Below are 5,640 nucleotides of genomic sequence, written 5' to 3'. Positions count from 1 at the left end.
ATCCGGGCCATCCAGGTGGATGGGGGCAGCGAGTTCATGGCCGAGTTTGAGGAGGCCTGCTGTGCTCTGGGGATTGCCTTGTTTGTGCTGCCGCCGAGGAGTCCTAAACTCAATGGTCACGTGGAGCGGGTGCAACGGACCTTTAGGGAGGAGCTCTATCCCCGGCCTCTGCCCCCCCGGCTCAGCGAGCTACAGGCAGAGCTGGATGCCTACCTGGACCACTACAACCGCCGAAGGCCTCACATGGCCCTGGGGGGTCTTGCTCCCTTGGAGTATTTAGCTAAGATGCAGGAGGAGTCGGTTCCCCAGTCTCACATGTGTTGACCGATTACAACCGCTTGCCAATTGGGGCAAGCTCTGTTATATTCTTACCTGCTATCGGCGTGCCGTTCCGCGATAGCTCAGCTGGTAGAGCGGTCGGCTGTTAACCGACTGGTCGCAGGTTCGAGCCCTGCTCGCGGAGCCAAAACCCCCGGGGAAACCCGGGGGGTTTTCGCCCTAGTGGGCTGAACCTAAAGGCGCCCGGCCTCGATGATGCTGGACAAAAACTGCTGGGTTCGCTCTTGCTGGGGGTTGGAAAATATCTGCTCTGGGGGGCCTTCCTCGTGCACAACTCCACCATAAAGAAAGCAAACCTTGCTGGCTACTTCTTTGGCAAAGCCCATCTCATGGGTGGCTAGAATCATGGTCATGCCCTCGCGGGCCAGCTCACGCAAGAGGTTGAGCACCTCAGAGACCAGCTCGGGGTCGAGGGCCGAGGTAATCTCGTCTAAAAGCAGCAGCATAGGCTCCATGGCCAATGCCCGCACAATGGCCACCCGCTGTTGCTGCCCGCCGGAAAGCTGGTCAGGGTAGGCCTGGGCCTTGTGCTCGAGGCCGATGCGCTTCAAGAGGGCCAGGGCTTTTTCCCTGGCCTGCTCCTCGGGCATCCGCAACACCTGGGTAGGGGCCAGGGTGATGTTCTGTAACACGGTCATGTGGGGAAACAGGTTGAAGCTCTGAAAAACAATCCCCACCTCACGCCTTAGGGCGTTGAGGTCTACCCCCGGCCCGGTAATGCGGTCGCCATGGAGGCGAATCTCGCCCCCCTGAATCTCCTCGAGGCCGTTGATACAGCGCAGCAGGGTGGACTTGCCACACCCCGAAGGGCCGATCAGGCAGACCACCTGGTGGGCCTCTACCGTCAGGTTGATACCCCGCAGCACCTCGTTGTTCCCGAAGCGCTTCACCACGTTGCGAACTTCCAGTAGGCTCATCTTGGCTCTCCCCGGGTCCATCGCCAGCCCCGTCTCCCCTACCCTTGGCGGAAACGGGCCCGGTCGCGCTCCACCAGCCGGTCGACCAGCCGGGTCTGGGGAATGGTAATCAGGATAAACAGGATGGCCACGGTGGTCACCGCCGAGAGGTTGAAGTTGTTGGAAGCGATGATGCGGGCCTGGTTAAAAGCGTCGATCACCCCCACCACATTGACCAAGGCAGTATCCTTCTGCATCCCGATGAAGTTGTTGAGCAAAGGGGGAACAATGCGCCGAACAGCCTGGGGGATGATGACGAAGCGCAGGGTCTGGCCATAGGAAAGGCCCAGGCTGCGGGCCGCGGCCCACTGGCTGGGGTGGATGCTCTCGAGGCCGGCCCGGTAGACCTCGGCCATATAGGCCCCGTAGGTCAGGGTCAGGGCCAGCACCGCCAGGGCCTCTAGGGGGAGGCTACGGAAAAAGGCAATCCCTGTAAGGGGTAGACCAAAGCCCACCAGGTAGATCACGATGATGGAGGGCAGGCTCAGAAAAGCATCGGTGTAAAAGGTGGCTAGAAAGCGGATGGGCTGGGCTGGGCGGCCCGGCAGCAGCTTGGCGATGGCCACCACCAGCCCCCACAACAGCGAGAGCACCCCCGCGAAGAGGAAGATCACCACGTTAACCCAAAAGGCTTGCAGAATCAGGCCAAAGGAGCTGGCGATGAGCTCGAGCTGAAAAAAGGTTCGCCCCACCGCCACGTTGTTGGCGATGAAAAACAGCACCAACAACAAGAGCAGCAGCCAGGCCCCGGCATAGCCCAGGGTAAACCAGGCCCAGGTATGGGCCTCGGCACTGTGCACCCGCGCAGCAATCAGGTTCTCTGCGGCCAAGGCCCGGCGGGCTTGGATGGACTGTTGCAGGCTGCGGCTAGCGGGCAGCAACAAGGCCAGTGGCAACAAAGCCACCAAGAGCAGTAGTCCATCGGTCCACAAGGCTTGAAAGTTGTTGGCACTCATCACGGCCTTGACCCGGACCATCACCCCCCAGGTAGCCACCGCCAAGCACACCGCCCAGCCCAAGGCCAGTAGGGCAAAAGCAAAACCATCCTTGGGTGGCGTGGGCCTACGCCGCCGGGCTTCCTTAGTGTTTGAAGGTTCCGCCATGGATAGGAGATTGTACCCGAAAGGCCGGGAATGGGTAGCCAGTCCAACAAAAACCCCACAAGGACAGCCGGAGGCCACCCTTGCGGAGCGCAATTCCCACGGCAGTGGTTAGGGTTTCCAGTAGGGCACGCTAGTGGGGTCGATACCCCACTCTTTGGCCAGGTAGGTCTGGGCCAGCTTCTTGAGCACCCCTTCCTTCTCTAGGGCCTCGAGAATCCGGTCGATCTGGGCTCGGTTGGGGTTGCCCTTGGTAAACAAGGCTCCGTAGTTCTCGCCGGTGCTGAACTGGCCCACCACCACCAAAGCCCCATTGGACTTGGCCGCCTCGGAAAGCACAATCGAGGTGTCGATGATGAAGGCGTCAATTTGGCCAGCCCTAAGGGCGGTAAACCCTCCGGCCACATCAGGGAAAACCCGGGTCAGGTTCTGCGGGTGTTTGAGGGTGTTGCTGAGGAAGGAAGCTGCCGTGGTGGCCTGCTGTACCCCCAGGCGGGCCGTCTTGAGGCTGGCCGCCGAGGTGTACTTGTTTTTATCGGCCCCCCGTACCAGCACCCCGATATCGGAGGAGAAGTAGGGCCGCGAGAAGTCCACCACCCGCTTGCGCGCCTCGGTGATGGTAATCTGCGACAACGCGAAGTCGAAGTTGCGAGTCTGGCCAGCAATCAGCGCATCCCAGGCTACGTTTTGCACCACCACCTTATCCAGCCCAGCCCGGTGGGCAATGTGGGCCGCCAGGCAGTACTCGAAGCCGTCCTTGATGGTAGCAGGGCTATCCCCATTCCAGAAACCAGGGCCGGGTAGGTTGGTTTGCACCGTAAGTTGGCCAGCAACCGCCGGGCGGATGGGGAACTGCCCCTTGGGGCCGCTAACCTCACAGTTGCCAATCCTGGTCTGGGCCATGCCCAACGAGGCCAGAATCCCTAGCAGCACAATACCGGTTCGTTTCATGGCAAAACCTCCTTTGTGGTTTTTTTGCATCGGGTCAACATTACAAAACCCAAGAGTGGGTGTCAACGCAGGGGCCCCAAGGATAGGGCGCACCGTGACTCACCGAACCCACATAGGCTTCCCCATCCATCGGCTACAATGGGTAGGCTGTGCAGGAGCGGATTCGCAATTTCTCCATCATCGCGCATGTAGACCACGGCAAGTCTACACTGGCCGACCGCATTCTCCAGATGACCAAGGCGGTCTCGGAGCGGGAGATGCGCGAGCAGTTTTTGGATTCACTGGAGCTCGAGCGCGAGCGCGGTATCACCATCAAGGCCAGCGCGGTGCGTCTATTTTATGAGAGCAAGTCGGGCCAGACCTACATCTTCAACCTGATCGACACCCCCGGCCACGTGGACTTCGGCTACGAGGTGAGCCGGGCTTTGGCCGCGGTGGAGGGGGTATTGCTGGTGGTGGACGCCTCGCAAGGGGTGGAGGCCCAGACCATCGCCAACTTCTACCTGGCCTTAGAGCACGACCACACCATCATCCCCGTCATCAACAAGATCGACCTGCCCGGAGCCCAGCCTCTCGAGGTGGCCCTCGAGGTCGAAGAAGTACTGGGGATTCCCGCCGACGAGTGCATCTTCGCCTCGGGCAAGACCGGCCAGGGGGTAGAGGACATTCTGGAAGCCATCGTGGCCCGTATCCCTCCCCCCTCGGGCCACCCGGAAAACCCTCCCCAGGCCCTGATCTTCGACTCCATCTACGACGCCTACCAGGGGGTGATCCCCTATGTACGGCTGATGGACGGAAGCCTGCGGCCTGGCCAGACCATCCGGGTCTGGTCCACTGGCCAGACCTTCACCATCGACAAGGTAGGGGTTTTCCGCCCAGGTGCCCTGGAGCCGGTAGCCCAGTTAGGCCCCGGCGAGGTGGGCTGGCTAACCGCAGCCATCCGTGAGATTGGCCAGGCCCAGGTGGGTGACACCGTCACCTCGGCCCAGAACCCCTGCCAGGCTCCCTACCCCGGTTTCCAGCCAGCCAAGCCCGTGGTCTTTGCCGGCCTCTACCCCACCGACACCCAGGACTACAACCGCTTGCGCGAAGCTTTGGAAAAGCTCAAGCTCAACGATGCTGCCCTTTCCTTTGAGCCGGAGACCTCGGAAGCCCTGGGCTTCGGCTTTCGCTGTGGGTTTTTGGGGCTTTTACACGCCGAGATCGTCCAGGAGCGCCTCGAGCGGGAGTTCGACCTCGACCTCATCTCCACCGCCCCTAGCGTGATCTACCGGGTTAGGCGCACCGACGGCAGTGAGCTGGAAATCCACAATCCCTCCGAGCTGCCCAGCCCGGACAAGCTCGAGGCCATCTTCGAACCCTACGTCCGGCTCACGGTCTACACCCCGGAGGAATACGTGGGGAGCATCATGCAGCTCTTGCAGGAAAAGCGCGGCAAGATGCAGCACATGAATTACATCGGCAAGCGGGTGGAGCTCATCTACGAGGTACCCTTTGGTGAAATCCTCTACGACTTCCACGACCGCCTAAAATCCCTCAGCCGGGGCTATGCCTCTATGGACTACGAGCAGATCGGCTACCGCGAAGGCGACCTGGTCAAGGTCAGCATCCTGGTCAACGAGGAACCGGTGGACGCGCTGGCCTTTATCGCTCACCGGGACAAGGCCTACAGCATCGGGCGGGAGATTGTAGACAAGCTGGCCGAGGTGATTCCCCGGCAGCAGTTCGCCGTGCCCATCCAGGCCGCCATCGGGGGTAAGATCATCGCCCGCGCCACCGTCAAGGCCCTGCGCAAGGATGTGCTGGCCAAGTGCTACGGCGGCGACGTAACCCGCAAGAAAAAGCTTTTGGAAAAGCAAAAAGAGGGCAAAAAACGCATGAAGGCCATCGGCAAGGTGGATGTACCGCAGGAGGCCTTCCTGGCAGTGCTCTCGGCAGGGCGGGAGTAGACCAACCCTGGCCCGATAGGCGGGTGTATTCCCGCTCCTGTCGCTATGAACCTGGACGGACACATGTGAGACTCTAGAAGCCCCAGGTGGGATAAAAAGAGGGGGACCGACTCCTGAAGGAGGTCCCCCAGGTGCAGCTTACCACGGTTGGCAAAGCGATATGGCAAGGAGCGAGGAAGGCCCAGGAGCTGGGAGCGGCCGGAGCCAGCGACCCCCTGGTCCAGGAACGGCTACGCAAGCTCAAGCAGGTGGAGGCGTTCAGGAAGCACGGGGTGAGCTGGCCCGAGATCCAGGCCCTGGTGGGGATCAGCCGGGCCACCTATTACCGCTGGCGGAGGAGGCTCA

General features: G+C 61.2%; 5 protein-coding genes, 1 tRNA gene and 1 pseudogene. 4 read left to right on the top strand and 3 right to left on the bottom strand.

All coding sequences use genetic code 11. The annotated features are described in order from the left end of the window. Positions 1-428, top strand: a pseudogene (locus tag G552_RS0113245) (integrase core domain-containing protein); the annotation flags it as partial. Next, positions 391-466 (top strand) — tRNA-Asn (locus G552_RS0113240). The pseudogene G552_RS0113245 and the gene G552_RS0113240, both read left to right, overlap by 38 nt. 46 nt (positions 467-512) lie before the next feature. Here the strand turns inward: G552_RS0113240 and G552_RS0113235 are convergent. The 3 genes from G552_RS0113235 to G552_RS0113225 form a co-directional block, all read right to left on the bottom strand. Then, complete coding sequence (locus G552_RS0113235; RefSeq protein ID WP_027883443.1) at positions 513-1,256, bottom strand: amino acid ABC transporter ATP-binding protein; 744 nt, start codon at positions 1,254-1,256, stop codon at positions 513-515. A 38-nt stretch (positions 1,257-1,294) separates the two neighbouring features. Continuing rightward, positions 1,295-2,398 carry an amino acid ABC transporter permease gene (locus G552_RS0113230; protein WP_027883442.1) on the bottom strand — a complete coding sequence of 368 codons (1,104 nt, stop codon included), beginning with the start codon at positions 2,396-2,398 and terminating at the stop codon, positions 1,295-1,297. Positions 2,399-2,506: 108 nt separating this feature from the next. Further along, positions 2,507-3,346: an ABC transporter substrate-binding protein gene (locus G552_RS0113225; protein ID WP_027883441.1), complete on the bottom strand. Its 840-nt coding sequence runs from the start codon at positions 3,344-3,346 to the stop codon at positions 2,507-2,509. A gap of 149 nt (positions 3,347-3,495) precedes the next feature. Between G552_RS0113225 and lepA the strand changes: the two genes are divergently transcribed. Both lepA and G552_RS0113215 read left to right on the top strand, forming a co-directional pair. Continuing rightward, on the top strand, positions 3,496-5,295 hold the full coding sequence (gene lepA, locus G552_RS0113220; protein WP_027883440.1) for a translation elongation factor 4: 1,800 nt from the start codon (positions 3,496-3,498) through the stop codon (positions 5,293-5,295). Positions 5,296-5,426: 131 nt separating this feature from the next. Then, positions 5,427-5,640 (top strand): helix-turn-helix domain-containing protein (locus G552_RS0113215; protein ID WP_027883439.1); only part of this gene is annotated, 214 nt, incomplete at its 3' end.

The organism is Meiothermus rufus DSM 22234, from assembly GCF_000423425.1.
Classification (GTDB): domain Bacteria; phylum Deinococcota; class Deinococci; order Deinococcales; family Thermaceae; genus Meiothermus; species Meiothermus rufus.
Note: the sequence above shows the minus strand (reverse complement) of the source record. Positions and strands in the feature narration are given on the sequence as shown.